The organism is Bacillus sp. FSL M7-1345 (assembly GCF_038006985.1).
Taxonomy (GTDB): domain Bacteria; phylum Bacillota; class Bacilli; order Bacillales; family Bacillaceae_G; genus Bacillus_A; species Bacillus_A cereus_U.
The window spans coordinates 4033680-4057020 of the sequence record NZ_JBBOWG010000001.1 but is presented as its reverse complement, the minus strand read 5'-3'; the positions used below and the strand labels follow the sequence as shown (position 1 = coordinate 4057020).

Below are 23341 nucleotides of genomic sequence, written 5' to 3'. Positions count from 1 at the left end.
CGATGAAGAAGGAAAAGTTCCTTTGTAAGTCGAATATACATATTTCAAAAGTTTTAAAATTTTTTTGTTTGTACATAACTAGTCATATTATTTGTATTTCTCGCCACGTAGTGACATAATATGTATTTACATACGATACATTTATCGTGTACATACGAAGGCAAGAGGTTAGCACTTTGTAAGGGGTGTGAAAATATGTTTAAATTTAATGATGAAAAAGGTCAATTAAAATGTTCTTTCTGTGGTAAAACACAAACGCAAGTTCGAAAGCTAGTTGCAGGTCCAGGTGTTTACATTTGTGACGAGTGTATCGAGCTTTGTACTGAAATTGTACAAGAGGAGCTTGCGAAGGACGAAGAAGTAGAATTCAAAGATGTACCGAAACCGGTAGAAATTCGTGAAATCTTAGATGAGTATGTCATCGGACAAGATAACGCGAAAAAAGCACTAGCGGTAGCGGTATATAACCATTACAAACGCATTAATTCTAACAGCAAAATTGATGATGTAGAATTGGCGAAGAGTAATATTTCACTTATTGGGCCAACTGGTAGTGGTAAAACATTATTGGCACAAACATTAGCGCGTATTTTAAATGTTCCATTTGCGATCGCGGACGCAACATCTTTAACGGAAGCTGGATATGTAGGGGAAGATGTAGAAAACATCTTACTAAAATTAATCCAAGCAGCTGATTATGATGTAGAGAAAGCGGAAAAAGGAATCATTTATATTGATGAGATTGATAAAGTGGCACGTAAGTCCGAAAATCCATCAATTACACGTGATGTATCTGGTGAAGGCGTACAGCAGGCACTTCTGAAAATTTTAGAAGGTACTGTAGCAAGCGTTCCACCTCAAGGTGGTCGTAAGCACCCGCATCAAGAGTTTATTCAAATTGATACAACGAACATCCTATTCATTTGTGGTGGAGCGTTTGATGGCATCGAGCCTATTATTAAACGTCGCCTTGGTGAGAAAGTAATTGGATTTGGTGCTGAGAAGAAAAATGCTGATGTAAATGAGAAGCATGTTTTATCTCACGTTTTACCAGAGGATCTTTTAAGATTCGGTTTAATTCCGGAGTTTATCGGTCGTCTTCCAGTTATTGCGAACCTAGAGCCGCTTGATGAAGATGCTCTTGTAGATATTTTAACTAAACCGAAAAATGCACTTGTTAAGCAATTCCAAAAACTATTGGAGCTTGACGATGTTGAGTTAGAGTTTGAAGAAGGTGCACTAGTTGAGATTGCGAAAAAAGCAATTGAACGTAAAACAGGTGCTCGTGGACTTCGTTCTATTATTGAAGGCTTGATGCTTGATGTAATGTTCGAACTGCCATCTCGCAAAGATATCGAGAAGTGTATTCTTACGAAAGAAACAGTAGCTGATAATGAACCGCCGAAATTGGTGTTACAAGACGGCACTGTACTTGATACAAAAACATCTGCATAATGCGAAGAAGAAACAGCAATTTTTATAATTGCTGTTTTTCTTTATGTTTAGCACTATTCCTCCCAGGAAATACTAAAAGGTAAAACATAGCGGGAGGAAATGAATTATGAGCTGGACAAATATATTTTTACTTGTTCAACTTGTTTTTGGCGTAATTGTCGGATTGTATTTTTGGCACTTACTTCGAAATCAGCGAACACAAAAAGTTTCAATTGATCGAGAATCGAAAAAAGAATTAGAGCAGCTTCGTAAAATGCGTGAGGTTTCTTTAACAGAGCCACTTGCGGAAAAGGTACGTCCTACATCCTTTATAGATATTGTGGGGCAAGAAGACGGGATTAAGTCGTTAAAAGCGGCTCTTTGTGGTCCTAATCCGCAACATGTGATCATATACGGTCCGCCAGGTGTCGGAAAGACAGCGGCAGCACGCCTTGTATTAGAAGAAGCGAAACGAAATCCAAAATCTCCATTTCGTACAAATGCAACATTTATCGAACTTGATGCAACGACAGCTAGGTTTGATGAGCGTGGTATTGCGGATCCATTAATTGGTTCAGTGCATGACCCGATTTATCAAGGAGCAGGTGCAATGGGGCAAGCGGGTATTCCGCAACCGAAAAAAGGGGCTGTAACAGATGCGCATGGTGGTATTTTGTTCATTGATGAGATTGGTGAATTACATCCAATTCAAATGAATAAAATGCTAAAGGTGTTAGAAGATCGGAAAGTATTTTTGGAAAGTGCGTACTATAGTGAAGAAAATTCGATGATTCCAACGTATATACATGATATTTTTCAAAAAGGTTTACCTGCAGATTTTCGCTTAGTTGGTGCAACGACGCGTTCACCAGAGGAAATTCCTCCTGCAATTAGGTCGCGTTGTTTAGAAGTGTTCTTCCGTGAGTTAGATACAGAAGAAATTCAAAAAGTAGCGAAAAATGCAGCTGACAAAGTGGAGATGCAAGTAGGTGAGAACGGTATCGAAATGATTGGAATGTATGCAAGAAATGGACGAGAAGCAATTAATCTCGTGCAAATTTCTGCTGGTATGGCGATAAATGAAGAACGACCTTTCATTAAAGATGAAGATATTGAGTGGGTTGTTCATTCTAGTCAGCTTACACCAAAGTACGAAAAACGTATTTATCCAATTCCGAGAATCGGTCTTGTGAACGGGCTTGCTGTATATGGGCCGAATACAGGTATGTTATTAGAAATTGAGGTAACAGCTATTCCTGCGAAAGATAAAGGGTCAGTAAATGTCACTGGAATTGTAGAAGAGGAAAGTATTGGTAGCCAAACGAAATCAATCCGCCGTAAAAGTATGGCGAAAGGTTCTGTTGATAATGTGTTAACAGTCCTTCGTTCTCTAGATGTGTTGCCAGAAGGGTATGATATACATATTAATTTTCCTGGTGGTATCCCGATTGATGGTCCTTCAGCAGGTATTGCTATGGCAACAGGTGTCTATTCAGCAGTGCATCGTACGTATGTGAATAATGAAGTAGCGATGACAGGTGAGATAAGTATCCACGGAGAAGTGAAGCCTATTGGTGGTGTGTACGCAAAAATAAAAGCTGCGAAAAAAGCGGGAGCTAAGAAAGTCATCATTCCGGCTGAAAACATGCAACCATTTTTGTATACAATAAAGGGAATTGAGATCATTCCTGTTCGCAAATTAAAAGAAGTATTTGAATTAACATTTATGCAGGAAAATATGCATCGTGAGCTTGATGCACATACTGCTTTGGACGAAACAGATGCGCAATCAATGTGAGAATATACAATAATAAAAATTTGCCAGACTTCGTTTAAGTTTGTATGCTTAAGCGGAGTCTTTTTTCTTTTCGTGAGGCACAAAAAAACAGGGGATTTACAATTGCGAAGAATCTCTGCAATTGCATCTAGATGTATTGTAATATAAAATAGTTGAACAGGAGTTTAATTTATTATGGAGGTGCTATGTCTAGTATGAATACGAATGAAAGAATTGTGCCCCTCCTACCATTAAGAGGCATTCTCGTATATCCAACGATGGTTCTGCATCTTGATGTAGGACGTGATAAATCGATACAAGCACTAGAGCAGGCGGCAATGGATGAAAATATCATCTTTTTAGCAATGCAAAAAGAAATGAATATCGACGATCCGAAAGAAGATGACATATATAGTGTAGGTACAGTGGCGAAAGTGAAGCAAATGTTAAAATTGCCGAACGGTACGCTTCGTGTCCTTGTAGAAGGTTTACATAGAGCAGAAGTAGTAGAGTTTATCGAAGAAGAAAATCTGGTACAAGTTTCTATTAGAACAGTAACTGAAGAAGTAGAAGATGATTTAGAAGAGAAGGCTCTTATGCGTACGTTACTGGAGCATTTCGAACAATATATTAAAGTTTCGAAAAAAGTTTCAAATGAAACATTTGCAACGGTAGCTGATGTAGAAGAACCCGGAAGACTAGCTGATTTAATTGCTTCTCACTTACCGATTAAAACGAAGCAGAAACAAGAGATTTTAGAGATTGTATCTGTGAAAGAACGACTACATACACTTATTTCAATTATTCAAGATGAACAAGAGTTACTTAGCCTAGAAAAGAAAATTGGACAAAAAGTGAAACGTTCAATGGAGCGCACGCAAAAAGAATATTTCTTACGTGAGCAAATGAAGGCGATTCAAACTGAACTTGGTGATAAAGAAGGCAAGGGCGGGGAAGTTGAAGAACTTCGTGAGAAAATTGAACAGTCGGGAATGCCTGAAGAAACAATGCAGGCTGCACTGAAAGAATTAGATCGTTATGAAAAGTTACCTGTAAGTTCTGCTGAGAGCGGTGTAATTCGTAATTATATTGATTGGTTATTAGCGCTTCCGTGGACAGAAGCAACAGAGGATATGATTGACCTCACTCATTCGGAAGAAATTTTAAATAAAGATCATTACGGTCTTGAAAAAGTGAAAGAGCGAGTACTTGAATATTTAGCTGTACAGAAGTTAACGAATTCATTAAAAGGACCAATTCTTTGTCTAGTAGGACCTCCTGGGGTTGGGAAAACTTCGTTAGCACGTTCTATTGCAACATCGTTAAATCGTAATTTTGTACGTGTTTCTCTTGGTGGTGTGCGTGATGAATCTGAAATTCGTGGTCACCGTCGTACATATGTAGGAGCGATGCCAGGACGTATTATTCAAGGTATGAAAAAGGCGAAAACAGTTAATCCAGTCTTCTTATTAGATGAGATTGATAAAATGTCTAACGATTTCAGGGGAGACCCATCAGCGGCGTTACTTGAAGTATTAGATCCAGAACAAAACCATAACTTCAGTGATCATTACATTGAAGAGCCATATGATTTATCGAAAGTTATGTTCGTTGCAACTGCTAATACACTTGCAAGTGTTCCTGGCCCATTGCTTGACCGTATGGAAATCATTTCGATTGCTGGTTATACAGAACTTGAAAAGGTGCACATTGCTCGTGAGCATTTATTGCCGAAACAATTAAAAGAGCATGGCCTACGAAAAGGTAATTTGCAAGTGCGTGATGAAGCGCTTCTTGAAATTATTCGTTATTATACACGCGAGGCTGGTGTTCGTACGTTAGAGCGTCAAATTGCAAAAGTTTGCCGTAAAGCAGCAAAAATTATCGTTACAGCAGAACGCAAGCGCATTGTTGTAACAGAGAAAAATATTGTTGATTTACTTGGTAAGCATATATTCCGTTATGGTCAAGCTGAAAAAACAGACCAAGTTGGTATGGCAACAGGTCTAGCATACACAGCAGCGGGCGGCGATACACTTGCAATTGAAGTGTCTGTAGCGCCAGGAAAAGGGAAATTAATTTTAACAGGGAAACTTGGGGATGTTATGAAAGAATCCGCACAAGCCGCGTTTAGCTATATTCGTTCTCGTGCAGAAGAACTTCATATTGATCCGGATTTCCATGAGAAAAACGATATTCATATTCATGTTCCAGAAGGAGCAGTTCCAAAAGATGGACCGTCAGCAGGTATTACGATGGCAACGGCACTTATTTCTGCACTAACAGGTATTCCTGTAAGTAAAGAAGTTGGTATGACAGGTGAAATTACACTTCGTGGTCGTGTATTACCAATTGGTGGTTTGAAAGAAAAAACATTAAGTGCTCACCGCGCGGGATTAACAAAAATTATTTTACCGGCGGAAAATGAGAAAGATTTAGATGATATTCCAGAGAGCGTAAAAGAAAACCTTACGTTTGTGCTTGCATCTCATTTAGACGAAGTATTGGAGCACGCATTAGTAGGAGTGAAACAATGAAAGTAACAAAAGCAGATATTGTAATTAGTGCCGTTAAACCGGAACAATATCCAGACAGTGATTTACCAGAAATTGCCTTAGCAGGTCGTTCTAATGTCGGGAAGTCTTCCTTTATTAATAAAATTTTAAATCGTAAAAAGTTAGTACGTATTTCTTCTAAACCAGGAAAAACGCAAACGCTGAACTTTTTCTTAATCAATGAAATGATGCATTTTGTTGACGTTCCAGGTTATGGATATGCGAAGGTATCTAAAACAGAGCGCGCGGCATGGGGCAGAATGATTGAGACTTACTTTACAACACGTACCCAATTAGACGCAGCTGTATTAGTAGTTGATTTACGTCACCAACCAACAAAAGATGACATTATGATGTATGATTTCTTAAAGCACTATGAAATCCCAACAATTATTATTGCAACGAAAGCCGATAAAATTCCGAAAGGGAAATGGCAAAAGCATTTAAAAGTTGTAAAAGAAACGCTTGCTGTTGAAATTGGCGATGAAATCGTTCTATTCTCTTCTGAAACAGGTCTTGGAAAAGAAGAAGCATGGAAAGCAATTCATAAAATGACAAAAACAAAAAACGCGTGACGAATGTCGCGCGTTTTTTTTATTTACTAAACTTTTAGCGTACGTTTAATGTAACTTCAATATTTCCTCTTGTTGCTTTAGAGTAAGGACATACACCGTGAGCGGCTTCTACAAGTTCTTGTGCTTCGGTATGAGAAACACCAGCAACATGTACGTCAAGTACAGCAGACAGTCCGAAACCACCATCTGTATCTTTACCGATAGAAACGTGTGCAGTCACTTCTGTACTTTCCACTTTCACACGTTTTGTACGAATTACAAGTTGCAATGCGCTATCAAAGCAAGCTGCATAACCAGCTGCAAATAATTGTTCTGGATTTGTTGCCTCTCCGCCTGCGCCACCTAGTGCTTTTGGCATTTTTACATCAAGATTTAATATGCCATCATCTGAAACTACCTTACCGTTTCTTCCACCTGTTGCTGTTACTGAAGCAGTATATAATTTATCCATGTTTATTCCCCTTTTCTATCATTAATTTTTTTCATTGTTTCAATTAATGTGTTTAATTGGATTAATAAAGAATGATATTCTTGCTCTGTAATTCCTAAATTTGTAGCCATCGTTGTCGGTAATGAACAAGCTATTTCTTTTAAATCTTTACCTTGTTCTGTTAATTCAATACAAACTTTTCGCTCGTCTTCTTTTGAACGAACACGTTGTACAAGTTTTAATGATTCCATCCGTTTTAACATAGGTGTTAAAGTACCAGAATCTAAAAATAGACGTTCTCCAATTTCTTTTACTGTTAGTCCGTCTCGTTCCCAGAGTACGAGTAAAGTAATGTACTGGGGATACGTAATGCCCATTTCTTCTAAATAGGGTCGGTAAAAACGAGTAACCTCTTTAGAACAAGCGTAAATAGAAAAACAAAGTTGGTTATCTAGATGTAGAGGATTTTCTTTCATAAGCAACTCCTTATATTTTTAAATTGTGCACAATTTAATTTTGTAAAATCAATATAACGAAAAATAAATACAATGTCAAATGCATTGCATTGAGAAAGTGAGTACTATATTTTGGAACAATCATACATATTTTCCTTCATGATGAAAGAAGATAGAAAAGATGATGTTATAATTAATATGGAATAGTTTCCATCACTTGATTATGAGGACTTTTTTTGGTAACGTACAAATAGAGTTATTATTTTATAATCATTATAAAGTAGAGAGTTCTTTATTAATCTTACTGAAGCTCCTTTATTACATATGGAGAAAAAATAATCAGTTGTTCACACGATTGTCAGATTCATAAGAGGAAAGTTGTATTATGATAGTAGATAAAGTGATAAAACGGGTGAAGGGGGACATGCTGCGTGCATATTCTTGTTGTTAGTGTAAATTATCGAACAGCCCCTGTAGAATTTCGTGAGAAACTCACATTTCAGGCAGCAGAGCTAGAGCAAGCAATGACTACATTACAAAATCAAAAGAGCGTACTAGAAAATGTCATTGTATCAACTTGTAATCGCACTGAGATTTACGCTGTTGTCGATCAATTACACACGGGACGGTATTACATTAAGAAGTTTTTAGCTGATTGGTTTCAGCTTGAAATAGAAGAAGTCGCACCATACTTGTCTATTTTTGAACAAGATGGCGCAATAGATCATTTATTCCGCGTAACGTGCGGTCTAGATTCTATGGTTGTTGGAGAAACGCAAATTTTAGGTCAAATAAAAGATAGCTTTTTAGAAGCGCAACAAGTAAAAGCGACAGGTACAATTTTTAATGAGTTGTTTAAGCAAGTGGTTACGTTAGCAAAACGTGCGCACTCAGAAACAACGATTGGTGAAAGTGCGATGTCTGTTAGTTATGCTGCTGTTGAGCTCGGAAAGAAAATATTTGGCGATTTAACAGATTGTCATGTACTTATTCTTGGTGCTGGTAAGATGGGTGAACTTGCACTGCAAAACTTATACGGAAGCGGTGCTCGTAAAGTAACAGTTATGAATAGGACGCTTACGAAAGCGGAAGTGATGGCTGAGAAATATATGGGACATGCAAAGCCTTTAAGTGAATTGCAATGTGCATTATTAGAAGCGGATATTTTAATTAGTTCAACGGGTGCATCAGAATATGTCATTACGAAAGAGATGATGACGAAAGTAGAGAGAATGCGCTCTGGTCGTCCGTTATTTATGGTTGATATTGCAGTACCACGTGATATTGATCCTGCGATTGATGAATTAGAAGGCTCTTTCTTATATGATATCGACGATCTGCAAGGTGTAGTTGAAGCAAACCGTGCTGAACGTTTAAAAGAAGCAGAGAAAATTCAATTTATGATTGAAGAGGAAATGGTTTTATTTAAAACGTGGTTAAGTACGCTTGGTGTTGTACCGTTAATATCGGCTCTTCGTGATAAAGCGCTAGCAATTCAAAGTGACACGATGGAAAGTCTTGAGCGAAAAATACCAAACCTTAGTAATCGTGAGAAAAAAGTAATTAGTAAACATACGAAAAGTATTATTAATCAATTGTTAAAAGACCCAATTTTAGTAGCTAAAGAATTAGCTGCTGAAGAGGGAGCTGGCGAAAAATTAGCTTTATTTGCGAAGATTTTTGATTTAGAAGTGGAAGAAGCGGGAAATACGGAAGAAGTAGAACATAAAAGAGCGTGGACACCATCCGTTCCATCTTTATAACTTGGAAGGATGATCGGATGAGTTTTTTAAATAACAGTATTATTTATCATATTGCAATTATTTTATATGCTTGTAGCATTAGTTTATATTTTATAGATTATTTTCAAAGTAACCGAAAGGCGAACCGATTTGCTTTTTGGTTACTTTCGATTGTATGGGTATTGCAGTCTATCTTTATGTTGCTTAGGGCTACAGATTCAGAAACGAATCCTATTTTAACTTTATTGTCAGGGATTTATTTTTATGTTTGGTTATTGATTACGATGTCATTAGTCATTAATCGATTTATGCGCATTGACTTTTTAGTCTTTTTTACAAATGTTGTAGCATTTGGCGTAAGCGCTTTTTCTATTTTTACACCGCTCGGAAAGATGTCGCCAGTACTTGCAGAGCAATTAGTTTCAGAACTTGTATACGTGCATGTCGGTATGGCGATTATTTCTTATGCAACGTTTACTGTATCGTTTATTTTTTCTATTATGTATTTATTGCAATATCGGCTATTAAAAAAGAAAAAATGGAATGCGAGATTAAGAAGGTTAGGGAATTTGCCGAAGCTTGAATCTATGTCTTACGGATTAAATTTATTTTCTGTTCCGTTTTTCTTATTAGCAATTATATTAGGATGCATATGGGGATATACAAAATTGGATAATTTCCATTGGTATGATACGAAAGTAATCGGGTCTTTTGTCGTTCTATTTGTATATTGTGCGGGCTTATATTTACGAGCGGCAGATGTGTTGCAGGGTAAGAAAATTGTGCTGTGGAATATCGGGGCATTTCTCGTAATGCTAGTTAACATTTTTCTATTAAGCAGTTTATCTAATTTCCACTTTTGGTATTTATAATGAGGAGAGAGAATTATGCGCAAAATTATTGTAGGTTCACGAAAGAGTAAACTAGCATTAACACAAACAAATTGGTTTATCGATCAATTAAAAGCGCTTGGTTTACCATATGAATTTGAAGTGAAAGAAATCGTCACAAAAGGTGATGTTATTTTAGATGTTACTCTTTCAAAAGTAGGCGGAAAAGGTTTATTTGTAAAGGAAATTGAACATGCGTTACTTACGAAAGAAATTGATATGGCTGTACATAGTATGAAAGATATGCCAGCTGTACTTCCAGATGGATTAACGATTGGTTGTACGCCAAAGCGCGTTGACCCTCGTGATGCTTTTATTTCTAAAAACGGAGAATCGTTTAAAGACTTAGCAGAAGGCGCGATCTTAGGGACGAGTAGTTTGAGACGTAGTGCACAATTACTAGCTGCGAGACCAGATTTACAAGTGAAATGGATTCGTGGGAATATCGATACACGCTTACGTAAGTTAAAAGATGAAGATTACGATGCAATTATTTTAGCGACAGCTGGATTACAGAGAATGGGCTGGGACGGAGAAGTTATTACAGAACATTTAGATGAAACGTTATGTGTACCAGCCGTAGGACAAGGTGCGTTAGCAATTGAATGTCGTGAGGATGATAAGGATTTACTTCAGTTGTTAGCACATATTAATGATGCAGTAACAGAAAGAACAGTGGCTGCTGAACGAGTATTTCTTCATAAACTTGAAGGTGGATGCCAAGTTCCAATCGCTGGATATGCAACTCTTAAAGAAAATGATGCAATCGAATTAACAGCGCTTGTCGGTTCTATGGACGGTTCTGTTTTATTGAAAGAAATAGTAGTAGGCACTGATCCGAAGCAAGTAGGATTAGAGGCTGCGGACCGTTTAATTAAACAAGGAGCAAAAGAGCTCATTCTTGCTGCAAATAAGGAGCAACAATAAATATGGATGCTCTCGCTGGCAAAATAGTATTGGTTACACGTGCCCAGCATCAAGCGAAACAAATGAGTGTAGCAGTGAAAGAAAGGAGCGGAATTCCATTGGAAATTCCGCTTTTGCGTATGGAAGGCACATCTCATAGGCAAATTCAACGTATAACAAGGCAACTACATTCGTATGACTGGGTTATTTTTACGAGTAAAAATGGTGTAGCTTTTTTTCTAGATGGTTTAGAAACAAAAATACCATTAACTATTAAAATCGCTGCGGTAGGCGTGAAAACAAAATTAGAGTTAGAAAAAAGGGGCTATCAAGTTCATTTTGTTCCGACCTCATTTGTTGCAGAAACATTTGCCGAAGAGTTTCTAAAAGAATTAAGTGGAAACGAGCGTATTTTATTTCCGAAAGGGAATTTAGCAAGAGATGTAATCCCGGTTAAACTTAGGGAGTTTGGTGTTTTTCTAGATGAGCTAATCGTATATGGTACGAAGGTGAATGTAGAGAAAAAACAAGAACTTATAACAGCATTGAAATTAGGGGAAGTAAATATTATTACATTTACGAGCCCGTCAACTGTTGATAGTTTTGTTCATTTACTTGAGGGTACAAACTGGAGAGAATGGACAAAAAAATGTACAATTGCTTGTATAGGGCCTATTACGGAAAAAGAGGCGAACCTTTATTTTCCACATGTTATTGTGCCAAAAGAGTACACTGTAGAAGCATTACTGCAATGCATTTGTGAATCTATAAAGTGAAACTTTAATCAGTGGGGGTTTTGTTCATCCCCCACTGATTATTAGCCCTCACCAATCGGGCGTTTACGGGCAGCCCGACTCCCGCCTAACTTCTTTGCTCCAGCCGAATTTTGAGGTGGGGGTCTTACCGCCCGCAAATAGCGGGATAAAATAAAAGAATGGGGATAGAAATCTATGAATTCTTTACAATTTAATCGTCATCGTCGTCTAAGACAAAGCGGGGGCATGCGTGCACTTGTGCGTGAAACATTTTTACATACAGAAGATTTTATTTACCCTATTTTTGTATTAGAAGGAGAAAATACTCGTAATGAAGTTCCTTCTATGCCAGGCGTATATCAAATGTCGTTAGACTTATTGCAAGCTGAAATGCAAGAGGTCGTTGATTTAGGTATTCGTTCTGTTATTGTATTTGGTTTACCTGCTGAAAAGGACGAAGTTGGATCATCGGCATATTGTGAGCATGGAATTGTACAGCGTGCAATTAAGCAAATTAAAGATGAGTTCCCAGAGCTAGTAGTAGTTGCAGATACATGTTTATGTCAATTCACAAGCCATGGTCATTGCGGTGTTATAGAAGATGGCGTTATTTTAAATGATGAGTCTCTTGCAGCTCTTGCAAAAACAGCTGTAAGTCAAGCGAAAGCAGGCGCAGACATTATTGCACCATCAAATATGATGGACGGATTCGTAACAGCAATTCGCCATGCATTAGATGAAAATGGTTTCGCGCATGTACCAGTTATGTCGTACGCTGTGAAATATTCATCAGCATTTTACGGACCGTTTCGTGATGCAGCACATGGTGCACCGCAGTTCGGTGACCGTAAAACATATCAAATGGACCCAGCGAATCGTATGGAAGCATTCCGTGAAGCAGAATCAGATGTAATGGAAGGGGCAGACTTCTTAATTGTAAAGCCAGCTCTTTCTTATTTAGATATCGTTCGTGATGTGAAAAATAGCTTTAACTTACCAGTCGTTGCTTATAACGTAAGTGGTGAATATTCGATGATTAAAGCAGCAGCGCAAAATGGTTGGATTAATGAAAAAGAAGTTGTACTTGAGAAATTAATTAGCATGAAACGCGCAGGAGCAGACTTGATTATTACGTATCATGCAAAAGATGCAGCAAGATGGTTACAAGAAGGAGGCGCTAAATAATGAAAAAGTTCGATAAGTCGATTGCGGCGTTTGAAGAGGCACAAAATTTAATGCCTGGTGGCGTAAATAGCCCTGTTCGTGCCTTTAAGTCTGTTGGTATGAATCCGCTGTTTATGGAGCGCGGAAAAGGCTCTAAAGTATATGATATCGATGGGAATGAATACATCGATTACGTATTATCGTGGGGACCTTTAATTCATGGTCATGCGAACGACCGTGTTGTTGAGGCTTTAAAAGCTGTTGCTGAAAAAGGAACAAGCTTTGGTGCACCAACAGAAATTGAAAATAAATTAGCGCAGCTTGTTATTGAGCGCGTGCCATCAATTGAAATTGTACGTATGGTTAACTCTGGAACAGAAGCGACAATGAGTGCACTACGTTTAGCTCGAGGTTATACAGGGCGTAACAAAATTTTGAAATTCATTGGTTGTTATCACGGTCATGGTGATTCTTTATTGATTAAAGCAGGTTCGGGTGTAGCAACGCTAGGTTTACCAGATAGCCCTGGTGTACCAGAAGGTGTAGCGAAAAATACGATTACAGTAGCGTACAACGATTTAGAAAGTGTAAAATATGCTTTCGAACAATTCGGTGATGACATCGCTTGTATAATTGTAGAACCAGTGGCAGGGAATATGGGTGTTGTTCCTCCACAACCAGGATTTTTAGAAGGACTTCGTGAAGTGACAGAGCAAAATGGTGCACTACTTATTTTTGATGAAGTAATGACTGGATTCCGTGTTGCTTATAATTGTGGACAAGGTTACTACGGCGTAACTCCTGACTTAACTTGTTTAGGTAAAGTAATCGGTGGTGGCTTGCCGGTAGGAGCATACGGTGGTAAGGCAGAGATTATGCGTCAAGTTGCACCAAGCGGACCGATTTACCAAGCCGGAACATTATCGGGTAATCCACTTGCAATGACAGCAGGCTATGAAACGTTAGTGCAGTTAACACCAGAATCATATGTGGAATTTGAGCGTAAAGCAGAAATGTTAGAGGCTGGACTACGTAAGGCAGCTGAAAAGCATAATATCCCGCATCACATTAATCGTGCAGGTTCTATGATTGGTATTTTCTTTACAGATGAGCAAGTTATTAATTATGATACAGCAAAATCTTCAAACTTAGAATTCTTTGCAGCTTACTATCGTGAAATGGTAGAACAAGGTGTATTTTTACCACCTTCTCAATTTGAAGGTTTATTCTTATCGACAGCACATAGTGATGCAGATATTGAGGCGACAATTGCGGCGGCCGAAATTGCAATGTCAAAATTAAAAGCATAATTTCTTAGAGAAAATCGCTTTCCATTAGGGGAGCGATTTTTTTTATTCATAAAGTAGCCTTAGGGAACATAAATCTGTAATGACCTATAGTTTGGGAGGGGGAAAAGAAGTGGCAACAGATCATTCATTACGATTTTCATTAAAAGAATCTGTTTGGTTCCAGAAGGGACAGGAAGTCGAAGAACTTTTGTCAATTTCGTTAGATCCAGACGTTGAGATAGAGGAGCTCGATCATGAAGTTATCGTGAGAGGGCAATTAGATTTAACGGGAGAGTACGTTGCAAGGCAAGATGATTCAGCTTATTCATTAAGAGAGCTATCACCAGCAAAGGCAATTGATTATGTAGAAACAAGGGCAGATGGGGTTAATGAGCTTGTCCATTCCTTTCCGCTCGAAATATCAATTCCAAGAAATCGAGTGAAAGTAATTGAAGAATTATATGTATCAATCGAGGAATTTGATTATGAATTAAAGGAAAATGGTTGCTTACAACTATTAGCGGATATATCTATTACAGGTTTATGTGACGAAGAAAGAACCGAGGATGAAGAGGAAGAGACGGCGTATGCCGAGTTGGAAGCTGATTCAGCTGAAGAAGATGAAAGTAGACCTGCGCCGCACGAAGAGGTACCAGCCTATAAAGAATCAGATGGATGGGAAGATTATGCATTTGAACCGTTTCAGTTAGAAGAAAGAAAAGAGCAAGAAATAGAAGAAGAGGAATTAGAAGAACATGAACTTGTGGAGCGTGAAGAGGAGCAAGAAACGACGCCACAATTTGAATTGTTCGGGCGGAAAAATTTCAAGAAAGAAAAAGCGAAAAAGCAGGAAGAGCCAGAGGAAGAAGCATATTCACAGCGAGATGAAAATGCACTTTATTTAACGAAATTATTTACGAAAGAACCAGAAGAAGAATTTACGAAGTTAAGAATGTACTTCGTACAAGAAGGAGATACAATTGAAGCGGTTGCAGAACGTTATGAAACGACTGTACAAAGCTTATATCGTGTAAATCAATCAGAAGATATATATTTAACTACAGGGCAAATTATATATATTCCTGTTTCAAAAGCAACAGCGAAATAAGTGAGTGAGTTTTTTCACTCACCTCTTTTCTTTTCCTAGAAGCTATGTTTTGAATAAGAAAGGGTTATTCGTATGGATATTGAATTACGAAATCGCTATGAACCCATTGTGAGGCAATATAGATTGGACACTCAACATATGGAAGAGCACGGAAGTGTAATGAAAATTTATACGAATCAAGGTCCGTATGCGTTAAAGAAAATACAAGATAGAAAATTAGAGCGGAATAATTTTTTGCACCATATTCAATATTTGAAGGAGAAAGGTTTTTCGAATTATGTACCTATCTATCATGCGACGGACGGGAATTATGTTTTAAGTGATGGGACGTATAGCTATTATTTAATGCCTTGGTTAGAACGTGCGGAAGGAAATGGCGAAGATAATGATCAATACCATAAGATGTTTCAAACGCTCGGGACGTTGCATCAAAAAACGGTGAAAGAGGAAACTTATACAGAAGAAGATTTAGAAAAACATTATACAAATATATCCGAACGTTGGGAAAATGATGGTGAGATATTAGAAGAGTTTCTTGTAGAATCTGAAGCGAAGTGGTATATGTCGCCATTTGAATTACAATATTGTACGTATTATCACCATGTTATGAGAGCACGTGAGTTCGCAACGAAACAATTAAGTGAATGGCATGATGCAATGAAAGAAAAGGAAACGACACGTACTACTTTCGTTCATGGAAATGTATCGCTTAATCACTTTTTATTTGATTATGAACGAAACGGTTATTTTATTAGTTTAGAAAAGTCTCAGTTTGCTACACCGGTACAGGATATCGTCAGCTTTTATTCAAGGTCTTTAAACACATATCCAATTGCGCGGAGTGACCGCTTTGAATGGTATCAAATGTATCAAAAAAATTTTCCATTTACGAAAGAGGAGCAGATTCTTATGTTTGCGTATATGACGTACCCGTCGCATTTTATTCGGCAAATTCAGTCGTATACGAAAAGAAGAAAGAGTCGTAATGAAGAAAATGAGCTTCGCGGGGTGAAAAGCCTGCAGCAATCGCATTGGCTCATTAGCAATACAGAATATTTCCTTTCGCAGTTACAAGCTGCCCAGCAAGGGAACGGATAAAGAAGATAAGTAGGGAGAACCCTGCTTATCTTTTTTTATTAGTTCCATAAAGAGATAAAGGTCATAGTTTCAAATTTATCTTGACGAATAAGGTTTCGTTTTTTACACTATTGTATATAATAATTAACAATCACATAAATGCAACGAAGGGGAAGAGTATAACATGAAACGTCTTCAGAGAGGAGAATCATTGGCTGGGAGGTTCTCTAGATAGTTATGTTAGAAGGTAGCCCTGGAGCATCTTTTCTGAACGGAATGGTTCTCATTAGGAAAAGACGGATTTGTCCGTTATCAAATTAAGAGTATAAGCAAATTCTGAATTTGTTTGTAAATAAAGGTGGTACCGCGATGTCCCTCGTCCTTTTTTGGATGAGGGGCATTTTTTATTTTAAGGAGGGAAAATAATGTCAAACACGGAAAAGAATTTACCAACTAAATATGATCATATGTCCGTTGAAGAAGGCCTTTACAAGTGGTGGCTTGAAGGCAAATATTTCGAAGCAACAGGAGACGAGAAGAAACAACCATATACAATTGTAATCCCACCTCCGAACGTAACTGGTAAGTTACACTTAGGTCATGCTTGGGATACAACTCTTCAAGATATTTTAACTCGTACAAAGCGTATGCAAGGTTATGATGTATTATGGCTTCCAGGAATGGACCATGCTGGTATCGCAACGCAAGCGAAAGTAGAAGGGAAACTTCGTGAAGAAGGTATTTCACGTTACGATCTTGGACGTGAGAAATTCCTTGAAAAAGCTTGGGAATGGAAAGAAGAATACGCTTCTCACATTCGTCAACAATGGGGGAAAGTTGGTTTAGGACTAGACTATTCTCGTGAGCGCTTCACATTAGACGAAGGTTTATCTAACGCTGTTAATAAAGTATTCGTTCAATTATATGAAAAAGGCTTAATTTACCGTGGTGAGTATATCATCAACTGGGATCCAGCAACACGCACAGCTCTTTCTGATATTGAAGTAATTCATAAAGAAGTTCAAGGTGCATTCTACCATATGAACTATCCGTTAACAGACGGTTCTGGTCACATTCGCCTTGCAACTACTCGTCCAGAAACAATGCTTGGTGATACAGCGGTAGCAGTTCATCCAGAAGATGATCGTTACAAACATTTAATCGGAAAAACAGTAACACTTCCAATCGTAGGCCGTGAGATTCCGATTATTGCTGATGAATACGTAGAAAAAGACTTCGGAACAGGCGTTGTAAAAATTACACCAGCTCATGACCCGAATGACTTTGAAGTAGGTAACCGTCATGACTTACCACGTATTTTAGTAATGAACGAAGATGGAACGATGAACGAAAAAGCTGGTAAGTACAACGGTATGGATCGTTTCGAATGCCGTAAAGAGTTAGTGAAAGACTTACAAGAAGCTGGCGTATTAGTAGAAATTGAGCCTCATATGCACTCAGTAGGTCATAGTGAGCGTAGCGGTGCAGTTGTTGAGCCTTACTTATCAACACAATGGTTCGTAAAAATGGCTCCACTTGCAGAAAAAGCGGTAGAACTTCAACAAAAAGAAGAAGAAAAAGTAACGTTCGTACCAGAGCGTTTCGAAAACACATACTTACGCTGGATGGAAAACATTCATGACTGGTGTATTTCTCGTCAATTATGGTGGGGCCACCGTATTCCAGCTTGGTATCATAGAGAAACTGGTGAAGTATACGTAGGCACAGAAGCGCCAGCGGATATTGAAAACTGGAATCAAGATAATGACGTGCTTGATACATGGTTTAGTTCAGCGCTATGGCCATTCTCAACACTTGGCTGGCCGAATGAAGATGCAGCAGACTTTAAAAAGTTCTATTCAACAGATGCTTTAGTAACTGGTTATGACATTATCTTCTTCTGGGTATCTCGTATGATTTTCCAAGGTTTAGAGTTTACAGGAGAGCGTCCATTTAAAGATGTATTAATTCACGGTTTAGTTCGTGATGAGCAAGGACGTAAAATGAGTAAATCTCTTGGTAACGGTATTGATCCAATGGATGTTATCGAGAAGTACGGTGCAGATGCAATGCGCTATTTCTTATCAACAGGAAGTGCACCAGGTCAAGATTTACGTTTCAGCATGGAAAAAGTAGAATCTACTTGGAACTTCATTAATAAAATTTGGAACGCATCACGTTTCGTATTAATGAACATGGATGACATGAAGTATGAAGAAATCGATTTAACTGGTGAAAAATCAGTTGCAGATAAGTGGATTTTAACTCGCTTAAACGAAACAATCGAAAGTGTAACACGTAACATGGATAAATATGAGTTCGGTGAAGCTGGTCGTTCATTATACAACTTCATTTGGGATGATTTCTGTGACTGGTACATTGAAATGGCGAAACTTCCACTATACGGTGAAGATGAAGCAGCTAAGAAAACAACTCGTTCTATTTTAGCTTACGTATTAGACCAAACAATGCGTCTATTACATCCATTCATGCCATTTGTAACAGAGAAAATTTGGCAGCATTTACCGCATGAAGGCGAGTCTATTACAGTAGCAGCATGGCCAACAGTTCGCGAAGATTTACAAGATAAAGAAGCGGCAGCAGAAATGCACCTTCTAGTTGATATCATTCGCTCTGTTCGTAATATCCGTGCGGAAGTAAATACACCAATGAGCAAAAAAGTTCAAATGCAAATTAAAGCAAAAGACGAGGTAGTACTAGCTCAGCTTACGAAAAACAGTTCTTACATTGAGCGTTTCTGTAACCCAAGTGAACTAACAATTAAGATTGATTTACAAGCGCCAGAAAAAGCGATGACTGCAATCGTATCAGGTGCAGAGTTATTCTTACCGTTAGCTGATCTTATCAATCTTGATGAAGAGAAAGCGCGTCTTGAAAAAGAACTTGAGAAGTTCGATAAAGAAGTAGAACGTGTACAGAAGAAACTTTCAAACCAAGGATTCGTAGCAAAAGCTCCTGCAGAAGTTATTGACGGAGAGCGTGCGAAAGAGCAAGATTATCTAGAAAAACGCGAAGCGGTTCGTCAACGTCTAGCTGATCTTGAAAAATAAAATGTTTTTCAGAGACTCACTATATTGGTGAGTCTCTTTTCTTTGCGTATAATAGAATTATGAAGTTTGTCTTTTGAAAGGGGAATAGCACACGTGATACATACATACGAAGAAGCGATAAGCTGGATTCATAGCCGATTGAAATTTGGGATAAAACCAGGACTAGAAAGAATGCAATGGATGTTAGAAGAACTCGGAAATCCAGAGCGTCATATAAAATGTGTGCATCTTGCCGGCACAAATGGAAAAGGTTCAACTTTAACATATATGCGCTACATGTTAGAAGGCGCGAAATATAAAGTAGGAACGTTTACATCGCCTTACATAGAAACATTCAATGAACGTATTAGTATAAACGGAATACCGATTGCAGATGAAGAGATTGCGGAACTTGTAAATATGGTAAAGCCAGTCGTTGAAAAATTAGATGAGACGGAATTAGGAGAAGCGACTGAATTTGAAATCATTACAGTAATGGCAATTTGTTATTTCGGTAAAGTTAATTTCTGTGATGTTGTTTTATTTGAAACGGGGCTTGGGGGAAGATTTGATTCTACAAATGTTATTCATCCGGTTCTCACGATTATTACGAATATCGGTCACGATCATATGCATATTTTAGGCAATACACTAGGAGAAATTGCATATGAAAAGGCAGGAATTATTAAGTCTGGTGTTCCAGTTATTACTGGTGTGAAAAATGAAGAAGCATTACAAGTAATTCAAAAGGTTGCTAAGGAAAATCATGCAAGCTTATATGAATTTGGAAAACAGTTTACAACATTACATAAACATTCTAATGAAGATGGGGAACATTTTGATTTTGCTTGTCCATTCGCCTCATTTGAAAATGTTCGGATTTCAATGAAAGGTATTCATCAAGTAGGCAATGCAGCGCTAGCGCTTATGGCAGTCATGTATTTAAAAACATATTTATCATTTTTAATTGATGAAGAGGAAATAAAAGCTGGCTTACAAGAAGCATACTGGATTGGTCGATTTGAAAAGTTACAAAGTAATCCAGATATTATAATAGAGGGTGCTCATAATCCAGAAGGTATTGAAAGTCTTGTAAAAACAGTAGAGGCACATTATAAAAAGAAGAATGTAATAGTTTTATTTACTGCTCTTGGTGACAAACAGTTACATAACATGGTAGGGCAATTAGAAAAAGTTGCTGATGAAATAATATTTACGACGTTTGCCTTTGATCGTGCCATTTCTGCTGACAAGCTTGCATCGTATTCACAACAAGAGTCAAAATTAGTTTTTGAAGATTGGAAAGAGGCAATTGATACAAAAGTTGGTATGATTGGAGAAAATGATGTCTTTATCATAACAGGTTCTCTTTATTTCATTTCTGAAGTTCGAAAATATATTCGCGAGAAAAACTAGATAGTCTTTGCTATCTAGTTTTTTGTTCTACAAATGAAGTCAAATGCATACATATAAGATAAATATATAGGGTTATTTGGCGAATTTCTCTGACAAATATCTCGTTTTTTTGCGAAGTGAATATGATATGATGCGGACAACGATAAGAGGTGAGGTGTGAGTGTATGGACAAGCAATCACGAACGATCTCAGTGAAAGTAAATGGAACAGAAGCGAAGTATGAGGAAAAGAAGAAAGATGAGTTTGACTGGATGGTAGTAGAAAGTGAAAGACTAAAAAACGTTGTTCCGTTTCAAAAAGCGAAATTAGTGTCTAAGGAAAAAAAACGAAAGAAGTGGAGTAATACAATAATTGCAATCGTTGCAACTGCAATTGTTATTGGTACGGCGTTTGGAATGGGAATGCTGCATTTACTTAAAGGACAAGGAACGACAGGGGGAAGCGAAGTAACAGCTTCGAAGCAGATGGGGAATGAAGAATCAAAGGTGGGTGGAACGGCAGAACAAACACCGGCACCAAAAGAGGAAAAACAAAAAGCGCAGGTAGGAACGTCATTAGACCCGATGAAATTATTTTTTGTTCAAGGAGGGATTTATTCTTCCGAAGAAAAGGGACAGGCCGCTCTTGAAGAGTGGAAAGGCAATGGGGGCGTGGCTACTTTGAAACCGAGTGGTGATAAGTATGCGTTAGTTGTTGGTATTACGAGCGATGAACAGGGTGTTAATCAATTAATAGATCAGTATAAGCAAGATGGTGTGTCAGTTTTGAAAAAAAATTGGGATATTACAGATACAGCATTGCTCAAAAATGATAAAGAAGTAGGAATGTTTTTAGCGAAAGTGCAGCCATTATATACTCATTTAACAAAATATGTGTCCAGCGTACAAACTAGTGGAAAAAGTAATCCAAAAGATATAGAGGCGATTGAAAAAGAGTGGAAAGCTATTGAAAAGGAAGCGAAGAGTATGAAGCGTGAAGATGCGAAGAAGCTTTATACGTATACGTCAATAGCGGTGCAAACGATTAAGGAAGGGAAGGGTGATAAGGAATCTGTAGCTAAATTAAATCAAGTTATTATTGATGGATTACTTTCGTACGAAAAAATGGTTTCACAAAAAGTAAAATAATAAGATAATAAGATGAAGGAGAAAGAAGTACATATACTTCTTTCTTTTCTTTTGAATTTAGAGCAAAGTGCTTTCTGTATGGACAGAATATAATCGTATTTAAAAAGAACTATTATTTTGTTTAGAGAAAATGATATTTCTAGAATTTGTGGGGAAACTATTCCTTTGATACGATTGATTTGAATTATTCTGCTTCATGCGAGAAGGGAGGGAGAAAATATGAGGAAAATTATTTTAGCTTCAGGATCACCTAGGAGGAAGGAACTGCTTGAATTAGCTGATGTGCCATTTGAAATCGTTGTTAGTGAAGTAGAAGAGACGATTGGTGCATATTTATCACCTTCTGATATTGTTATGTCGCTTGCTTTGCAAAAAGCATCTGCTGTGGCAGAAAATCATAGTGATCACGTTGTATTAGGTGCAGATACAATTGTTACATATGATTCACGTATTCTTGGAAAGCCGTCTAATGAGGCTGAGGCGAAAGAAATGTTACGATTATTATCGGGGAAAACACACGAAGTATACACAGGTGTTGCAATTATATTGAAAGAAAAAACGGTAACTTTTTATGAACGTACAGAAGTAACATTTTGGGAATTAACAGAAGAGGAAATAGACGTATACGTTGCATCGAAGGAACCGCTTGATAAAGCAGGAAGCTATGGAATTCAAGGTAAAGGGTCTATTTTTGTTCAACATATTCAAGGGGACTACTACAGTGTAGTTGGCTTGCCAATTGCGCGTCTTGTCCGTGAATTAAAACAGTTTGATAGCGATGTAACCCATGCGTAAAATTGCATGGGGTTTTCTTTAGGAGAAATCGTAAAAAAAGGGGTGGAGAGATGAACGGTATTCGTGATGTTGTGAGAGAAGAACAGCCACGGGAGCGTTTATTGTTAGAAGGAGCAGGAAGTTTATCGAATCGAGAACTTCTTGCAGTTTTACTCAGAACGGGTTCTAAAGAAGAAACGGTGTTAACGTTATCAGATAATATTCTACATCATTTTGACGGCTTACGAATGTTAAAGGATGCAACGTTAGAAGAGATGATGAGCATTCATGGTGTTGGGATTGCAAAGGCGTCGCAGCTTATGGCTGCTTTTGAATTAGGTAGAAGAATGGTACGTTTAGAATATCAAAATAGATATAGTATTCGAAGTCCAGAAGATTGTGCGAGTTATATGATGGAAGAGATGCGTTTTTTGCAACAGGAGCATTTTGTTTGTTTATATTTGAATACGAAAAATCAAGTTATACATAGGCAAACTATTTTTATTGGAAGTTTAAATACGTCGATTGTGCACCCAAGGGAAGTTTTTAAAGAAGCGTTCCGTCGGGCAGCAGCCTCTATTATATGTCTTCATAACCATCCCTCAGGAGATCCGGCACCGAGCCGTGAAGATATTGAAGTTACAAAACGACTAGTAGAATGTGGTCGAATTATTGGAATTGAAGTGCTTGATCATATCATAATAGGTGACCATAAATTCGTGAGTTTAAAGGAAAAAGGTCATATTTAAGACTATTCTTTTTACCTATTTTGTTTTATAATGTGATTTATGAGTTTTTTGTAGAAAATTATCTACAA

19 protein-coding genes and 1 other annotated feature are annotated in these 23341 nt (G+C 37.7%); of the genes, 17 read left to right on the top strand and 2 right to left on the bottom strand.

The features are described from left to right. Positions 1-195: 195 nt before the first annotated feature. From clpX to yihA, 4 genes are all read left to right on the top strand, one after another. Positions 196-1455, top strand: coding sequence for an ATP-dependent protease ATP-binding subunit ClpX (clpX, locus tag MHB76_RS21170; protein ID WP_000472285.1), 1260 nt, complete (start codon positions 196-198; stop codon positions 1453-1455). 106 nt (positions 1456-1561) lie between these two features. Then, on the top strand, positions 1562-3232 hold the full coding sequence (gene lonB / locus MHB76_RS21165) for an ATP-dependent protease LonB (protein ID WP_078172753.1): 1671 nt from the start codon (positions 1562-1564) through the stop codon (positions 3230-3232). A gap of 185 nt (positions 3233-3417) precedes the next feature. Beyond that, the gene (gene lon, locus MHB76_RS21160; protein WP_002112067.1) at positions 3418-5748 is read left to right on the top strand and encodes an endopeptidase La; all 2331 of its coding nucleotides are present in this window, start codon (positions 3418-3420) and stop codon (positions 5746-5748) included. Further along, the gene (gene yihA / locus MHB76_RS21155; protein WP_002088829.1) at positions 5745-6341 is read left to right on the top strand and encodes a ribosome biogenesis GTP-binding protein YihA/YsxC; all 597 of its coding nucleotides are present in this window, start codon (positions 5745-5747) and stop codon (positions 6339-6341) included. Before lon ends, yihA begins: the two co-directional genes overlap by 4 nt. A gap of 34 nt (positions 6342-6375) precedes the next feature. Here yihA and MHB76_RS21150 read toward each other — a convergent pair whose 3' ends face one another. Next, complete coding sequence (locus MHB76_RS21150; protein WP_078172754.1) at positions 6376-6792, bottom strand: organic hydroperoxide resistance protein; 417 nt, start codon at positions 6790-6792, stop codon at positions 6376-6378. Between the two features lie 2 nt (positions 6793-6794). After that, positions 6795-7247 carry a MarR family winged helix-turn-helix transcriptional regulator gene (locus tag MHB76_RS21145; protein ID WP_002112064.1) on the bottom strand — a complete coding sequence of 151 codons (453 nt, stop codon included), beginning with the start codon at positions 7245-7247 and terminating at the stop codon, positions 6795-6797. A 410-nt stretch (positions 7248-7657) separates the two neighbouring features. Here MHB76_RS21145 and hemA point away from each other — a divergent pair, with 410 nt between their 5' ends. The 13 genes from hemA (at position 7658) to radC (ending at position 23273) form a co-directional block, all read left to right on the top strand. After that, positions 7658-8989 (top strand): glutamyl-tRNA reductase, encoded by a 1332-nt coding sequence (gene hemA, locus MHB76_RS21140; protein WP_002160352.1) that lies wholly within the window; start codon positions 7658-7660, stop codon positions 8987-8989. 17 nt (positions 8990-9006) lie between these two features. Then, the gene (locus MHB76_RS21135; RefSeq protein WP_002112062.1) at positions 9007-9840 is read left to right on the top strand and encodes a cytochrome c biogenesis protein; all 834 of its coding nucleotides are present in this window, start codon (positions 9007-9009) and stop codon (positions 9838-9840) included. Positions 9841-9855: 15 nt separating this feature from the next. Continuing rightward, positions 9856-10785, top strand: coding sequence for a hydroxymethylbilane synthase (hemC, locus tag MHB76_RS21130; protein ID WP_002199254.1), 930 nt, complete (start codon positions 9856-9858; stop codon positions 10783-10785). A 2-nt stretch (positions 10786-10787) separates the two neighbouring features. Next, entirely contained in the window at positions 10788-11540 is a 753-nt protein-coding gene (gene hemD / locus MHB76_RS21125) for a uroporphyrinogen-III synthase (protein ID WP_078172755.1), read from the top strand. 174 nt (positions 11541-11714) lie between these two features. Continuing rightward, positions 11715-12704 carry a porphobilinogen synthase gene (hemB, locus tag MHB76_RS21120; RefSeq protein WP_078172756.1) on the top strand — a complete coding sequence of 330 codons (990 nt, stop codon included), beginning with the start codon at positions 11715-11717 and terminating at the stop codon, positions 12702-12704. Beyond that, on the top strand, positions 12704-13993 hold the full coding sequence (gene hemL, locus MHB76_RS21115; protein ID WP_002112056.1) for a glutamate-1-semialdehyde 2,1-aminomutase: 1290 nt from the start codon (positions 12704-12706) through the stop codon (positions 13991-13993). The genes hemB and hemL overlap by 1 nt, the downstream gene beginning before the upstream one ends. 79 nt (positions 13994-14072) lie before the next feature. Continuing rightward, on the top strand, positions 14073-15080 hold the full coding sequence (gene spoVID / locus MHB76_RS21110) for a stage VI sporulation protein D (protein ID WP_176107930.1): 1008 nt from the start codon (positions 14073-14075) through the stop codon (positions 15078-15080). A 72-nt stretch (positions 15081-15152) separates the two neighbouring features. Next, on the top strand, positions 15153-16178 hold the full coding sequence (gene ysxE, locus MHB76_RS21105; RefSeq protein ID WP_002112053.1) for a spore coat protein YsxE: 1026 nt from the start codon (positions 15153-15155) through the stop codon (positions 16176-16178). A 134-nt stretch (positions 16179-16312) separates the two neighbouring features. Continuing rightward, positions 16313-16544: a binding site (T-box leader), on the top strand. Between the two features lie 38 nt (positions 16545-16582). After that, positions 16583-19228, top strand: a complete 2646-nt coding sequence (locus tag MHB76_RS21100) for a valine--tRNA ligase (RefSeq protein WP_078172758.1) — start codon at positions 16583-16585, stop codon at positions 19226-19228. Positions 19229-19321: 93 nt separating this feature from the next. Continuing rightward, positions 19322-20623 carry a bifunctional folylpolyglutamate synthase/dihydrofolate synthase gene (locus MHB76_RS21095; protein ID WP_340987577.1) on the top strand — a complete coding sequence of 434 codons (1302 nt, stop codon included), beginning with the start codon at positions 19322-19324 and terminating at the stop codon, positions 20621-20623. 164 nt (positions 20624-20787) lie between these two features. Continuing rightward, complete coding sequence (locus tag MHB76_RS21090) at positions 20788-21750, top strand: stage II sporulation protein B (RefSeq protein ID WP_078172759.1); 963 nt, start codon at positions 20788-20790, stop codon at positions 21748-21750. 219 nt (positions 21751-21969) lie between these two features. Then, positions 21970-22545, top strand: coding sequence for a Maf family protein (locus MHB76_RS21085; RefSeq protein ID WP_002112047.1), 576 nt, complete (start codon positions 21970-21972; stop codon positions 22543-22545). 50 nt (positions 22546-22595) lie between these two features. Then, the gene (gene radC / locus MHB76_RS21080; RefSeq protein ID WP_002015368.1) at positions 22596-23273 is read left to right on the top strand and encodes a DNA repair protein RadC; all 678 of its coding nucleotides are present in this window, start codon (positions 22596-22598) and stop codon (positions 23271-23273) included. Positions 23274-23341 lie beyond the last annotated feature (68 nt).

What these genes read in the sequence shown, in the direction of transcription:
- lon (WP_002112067.1), top strand. Translation starts at nt 3,418, where the DNA reads ATGTCTAGTATGAATACGAATGAAAGAATTGTGCCCCTCCTACCATTA.
- MHB76_RS21150 (WP_078172754.1), bottom strand. Translation starts at nt 6,792, where the DNA reads ATGGATAAATTATATACTGCTTCAGTAACAGCAACAGGTGGAAGAAAC.
- MHB76_RS21085 (WP_002112047.1), top strand. Translation starts at nt 21,970, where the DNA reads ATGAGGAAAATTATTTTAGCTTCAGGATCACCTAGGAGGAAGGAACTG.
- ysxE (WP_002112053.1), top strand. Translation starts at nt 15,153, where the DNA reads ATGGATATTGAATTACGAAATCGCTATGAACCCATTGTGAGGCAATAT.
- MHB76_RS21100 (WP_078172758.1), top strand. Translation starts at nt 16,583, where the DNA reads ATGTCAAACACGGAAAAGAATTTACCAACTAAATATGATCATATGTCC.
- clpX (WP_000472285.1), top strand. Translation starts at nt 196, where the DNA reads ATGTTTAAATTTAATGATGAAAAAGGTCAATTAAAATGTTCTTTCTGT.
- MHB76_RS21135 (WP_002112062.1), top strand. Translation starts at nt 9,007, where the DNA reads ATGAGTTTTTTAAATAACAGTATTATTTATCATATTGCAATTATTTTA.
- radC (WP_002015368.1), top strand. Translation starts at nt 22,596, where the DNA reads ATGAACGGTATTCGTGATGTTGTGAGAGAAGAACAGCCACGGGAGCGT.
- hemD (WP_078172755.1), top strand. Translation starts at nt 10,788, where the DNA reads ATGGATGCTCTCGCTGGCAAAATAGTATTGGTTACACGTGCCCAGCAT.
- MHB76_RS21145 (WP_002112064.1), bottom strand. Translation starts at nt 7,247, where the DNA reads ATGAAAGAAAATCCTCTACATCTAGATAACCAACTTTGTTTTTCTATT.
- hemB (WP_078172756.1), top strand. Translation starts at nt 11,715, where the DNA reads ATGAATTCTTTACAATTTAATCGTCATCGTCGTCTAAGACAAAGCGGG.
- lonB (WP_078172753.1), top strand. Translation starts at nt 1,562, where the DNA reads ATGAGCTGGACAAATATATTTTTACTTGTTCAACTTGTTTTTGGCGTA.
- MHB76_RS21090 (WP_078172759.1), top strand. Translation starts at nt 20,788, where the DNA reads ATGGACAAGCAATCACGAACGATCTCAGTGAAAGTAAATGGAACAGAA.
- hemL (WP_002112056.1), top strand. Translation starts at nt 12,704, where the DNA reads ATGAAAAAGTTCGATAAGTCGATTGCGGCGTTTGAAGAGGCACAAAAT.
- yihA (WP_002088829.1), top strand. Translation starts at nt 5,745, where the DNA reads ATGAAAGTAACAAAAGCAGATATTGTAATTAGTGCCGTTAAACCGGAA.
- hemC (WP_002199254.1), top strand. Translation starts at nt 9,856, where the DNA reads ATGCGCAAAATTATTGTAGGTTCACGAAAGAGTAAACTAGCATTAACA.
- spoVID (WP_176107930.1), top strand. Translation starts at nt 14,073, where the DNA reads ATGACCTATAGTTTGGGAGGGGGAAAAGAAGTGGCAACAGATCATTCA.